A 3806-nucleotide genomic window follows, 5' to 3' on the forward strand; every position below is an offset into this window, starting at 1 on the left:
TGGCGCTGGGCCATCGTTAGCTCCATAGAAACGGGCATAACCTGCAACAGCTGCCTACACCGTGAACCACGCCGCTACGCGGAGGTTTTCAATTGAGGCAACGTATGCAGTTACGCGGAGGTTTTCTATGAGTCAACGCGGACCCTTGTGGACTGAGCGCGCGTCAATAGACTGGACCCAGACCCCGGGGGAGAACGAGCATTCAGCGCCGGATGACCGCAAGGAGCATAACTCATGGCCCAGCACGTGGCAGAACAAATCGTTGAACAACTGCAGAGGGCCGGGGTCAAACGCATCTACGGCATCGTCGGCGACAGCTTAAACCCCATTGTCGACGCCGTGAGGCAGTCCGGCGGCTCGGCCAAGGGCGGCATCGATTGGGTCCATGTCAGGCATGAGGAAGCCGCTGCCTTCGCCGCCGCTGCGGAAGCGCAACTGACCGGAGAGCTGGCAGTCTGCGCCGGTTCCTGCGGTCCCGGCAACCTGCACTTGATCAACGGTCTTTATGATGCCAACCGGACCGGGGCTCCGGTATTGGCGATTGCGTCGCACATTCCGAGCCAGCAGATTGGCACCGGATTCTTCCAGGAGACTCATCCGGACCGGCTCTTCAACGAGTGTTCGGTGTATTCGGAACTGATCAGTACCGCCGAACAATCGCCACGGGTGGTCCATAGCGCCATCCAGCACGCCATCGCACGGCGTGGAGTCGGCGTTATCACGCTGCCGGGAGATATCGCGGACTTGGAAGTCGCTGCTGCAGCCCCCTTGCGCAGCGCTTTCCTGCCGGCCACATGCGTTCCGGCTGAAGAATCTGTTCGGCAGCTGGCCGACGCCATCAACTCTGCGGACAAGGTTGCCATTTTTGCCGGCGTCGGCGTCGAGGGCGCCCACAACGAAGTCGTTGCGCTGGCGGAGAAGATTGGTGCACCGGTCGGGCACTCGCTCCGGGGCAAGGATTTTATCCAGTACGACAATCCTTACGATATCGGCATGACCGGGCTGCTCGGCTACGGTGCGGCGGCCGAGGGAATTGAGGACGCGGATCTGCTGATCCTGCTCGGAACCGACTTTCCCTATAACCAGTTCCTGCCGGATACACCGACAGCGCAGGTCGATCGTGCCGCCGAGCACCTGGGGCGACGGACCGACGTCGACATTGCCGTTCATGGCGACGTGCTCCCGACGCTGACGGCACTGGAACCGTTGGTCAAGCGGAAGAAGAACCGCAAGTTCCTGGACCGCATGCTGAAGAAGCATGACCGGTTGATGAATAAGGCCGTCGGGGCGTATACCCGCAAGGCGGACAAGATCGTTCCGATCCATCCCGAATATGCCGCATCGCTGCTCGATCAGGTGGCGGCGAAGGACGCAATCTTCACGGCGGACACCGGCATGTGCAACGTGTGGACGGCGCGCTATATTAATCCGCTGGGAACACGCCGGATTATTGCCTCCTATCTGCACGGGTCCATGGCTAACGCCCTCCCCCATGCGGTCGGCGCCCAACTGGCATATCCGGACCGGCAGGTGATTTCCGTCTCCGGTGATGGCGGGCTGGCCATGCTGCTCGGTGAATTGCTGACGGTGAAGACCTATGACCTGCCAGTCAACGTGGTGGTATTCAATAACTCCAGTCTGGGCATGGTGAAACTCGAAATGCTGGTGGACGGATTGCCCGATCACGGCGTCGACGTACCGCAGACCAATTATGCGGAGATCGCCAAGGCGATGGGCTTCCATGCGGTACGGGTGACGGACCCGAAGAAGATTGAGTCCGCCTACCGGGAGGCGTTTAAACACCACGGTCCGTCCCTGGTGGAGGTGATTACTGATCCCAACGCTTTGTCGATCCCACCGAAGATCACCGGCGAACAGGTATTTGGATTCGCCACGGCAATTTCCAAGGTTGTCCTCAACAAGGGTGCGGGTGAAGCGGTCAGCATGGCGCGCAGCAATCTGCGGAATGTCCCACGGGGCTGATCGGAGCTATTGGATAAGCTGGGGAGGCAGGCGCAACCGGAGCACAGCAGCGGAAGGACATCGGGTTGGAATACGACGACGAGGATGTCCGCGGCGACGGACCGGCAGCGTCCGGGCAGACCACCGAGTGGCCCCAATCGGAAATGGCAACCGGCGACGGCAATGTCGATAACATCCTGGCACGCCTGCAGGATCTGCCACAGCTGCCGTCATCGGAGCACACGGAGGCGTATACGGAGGTCCACGACCAGTTGATGGCCGAACTCGACGCCGGCGACGGCTCCGATTGAACAACTGATGCCCCGACTCGACCTGGAACTTCTTCGGCGTGGGCTGGCCAGATCCAGAACGCACGCTGCCGCGCTTATCGCGGAAGGGCGTGTCGCACTTTCCGGTTCCACCATTACCAAGGCGTCCACTCAAGTCCAGGGAACCGACCAGCTGACGGTCAGTTCTGCGGGCCCCGAATATGTCAGCCGGGCAGGGCACAAACTGGCCGGGGCCCTGGAAGCGTTCGACGGCGTCGTCGTTGAGGGGAAACGGTGCCTCGATGCGGGAGCGTCGACGGGTGGTTTTACCGATGTGCTGCTGCGGGCCGGCGCGGCCACCGTTGTCGCTGTGGATGTGGGACATGGCCAGCTGGTTCCAGAACTGCGGCAGCACGACCGGGTGGACGTCCATGAGGGGCTCAATGTCAGATACCTTCGTGCGGAGGACATCGGGGGGCCGGTGCAATTAACAGTCTGCGATCTGTCCTTTATCTCGCTGACACTCGTGATGGCCGCTCTCGCGGAGGTGACGGAGCCGGGTGGGGATATGGTCGTGATGGTGAAACCCCAGTTCGAGGTCGGCCGCAGCAACCTGAGCCACACTGGAGTGGTCACCTCCGGGCGGGAGAGACTGAATGCCGTAGGTAAAGTATTGCGATGCGTACTTGATTCCGGACTCCAAATCGAGAATGTGGTGCCCAGTACGCTGCCCGGTCAGGATGGAAATCTCGAATACTTTCTGTGGATAAAGGTGCCGAAAGTCGATTCACTACCTAGGATCGGTACAGAGCCCGAATCGGCTCCCACCGATCCGGCAGACATTGAGTCGGCAAAGTACGAAGCGGTAGTGGCCTCTTGGCTGGCCACGTTGAAAGAGCAGACGACGGAAGGCAGGTGAGGATGAGCCGGAGGATTCTGGTCCTGGCGCACACCGGTCGCGAGGATGCGATGAGCGCGGCCCAGCAGGCATGCACTCAACTGCACGACTCCGGACTCGTCCCGGTAATGACGCGTCCCGAACTGATGGACATCCAGGCGACGTATGGAACGGGGACGGCTCCCACTGAAATCCTGGATGAAGAAGTGAAACTGGCCGACGTCGACCTGGTCATGGTGCTCGGCGGAGATGGGACGATCCTGCGCGCCTCTGAATTGGTCCGCGGCTCCGATGTGCCGTTGCTGGGCGTCAATCTCGGCCATGTCGGTTTCCTCGCTGAGAGCGAGCGGGCGGATCTGGCGCAAACGGTGCAATGGGTTGTCGAACGCGCCTACACCGTGGAAGAGCGGATGGCCATTGACGTTTCGGTGTGGGTCGGCCAGGACAAGCTGGCACACACCTGGGCGTTGAATGAAGCCGCGGTGGAAAAAGCCAGCCGTGAGCGCATGCTCGAGGTGGTGATCGAGGTCGACGAGCGTCCGCTGAGCTCCTTCGGCTGCGACGGCGTCGTCATGGCGACGCCGACGGGTTCCACTGCCTACGCATTTTCGGCGGGCGGCCCGGTGGTCTGGCCGGAGGTCGAAGCGCTGCTGATGGTGCCGATCAGTGCGCACGCC

General features: G+C 61.4%; 4 protein-coding genes. All 4 read left to right on the forward strand.

Features of this window, described 5'->3' with window-relative positions:
• Positions 1-234: 234 nt before the first annotated feature.
• Positions 235-1983, forward strand: coding sequence for a pyruvate dehydrogenase (locus Y707_RS0111820; RefSeq protein WP_026535250.1), 1749 nt, complete (start codon positions 235-237; stop codon positions 1981-1983).
• A 65-nt stretch (positions 1984-2048) separates the two neighbouring features.
• Positions 2049-2273: a hypothetical protein gene (locus Y707_RS0111825; RefSeq protein WP_035781473.1), complete on the forward strand. Its 225-nt coding sequence runs from the start codon at positions 2049-2051 to the stop codon at positions 2271-2273.
• 7 nt (positions 2274-2280) lie between these two features.
• Positions 2281-3150: a TlyA family RNA methyltransferase gene (locus Y707_RS25445; RefSeq protein WP_035781475.1), complete on the forward strand. Its 870-nt coding sequence runs from the start codon at positions 2281-2283 to the stop codon at positions 3148-3150.
• Between the two features lie 2 nt (positions 3151-3152).
• Positions 3153-3806: NAD kinase (locus Y707_RS25450; protein WP_035781478.1), on the forward strand; the 654-nt coding region annotated here is incomplete at its 3' end.

Source organism: Arthrobacter sp. H14 (assembly GCF_000520495.1).
Taxonomy (GTDB): domain Bacteria; phylum Actinomycetota; class Actinomycetes; order Actinomycetales; family Micrococcaceae; genus Arthrobacter_C.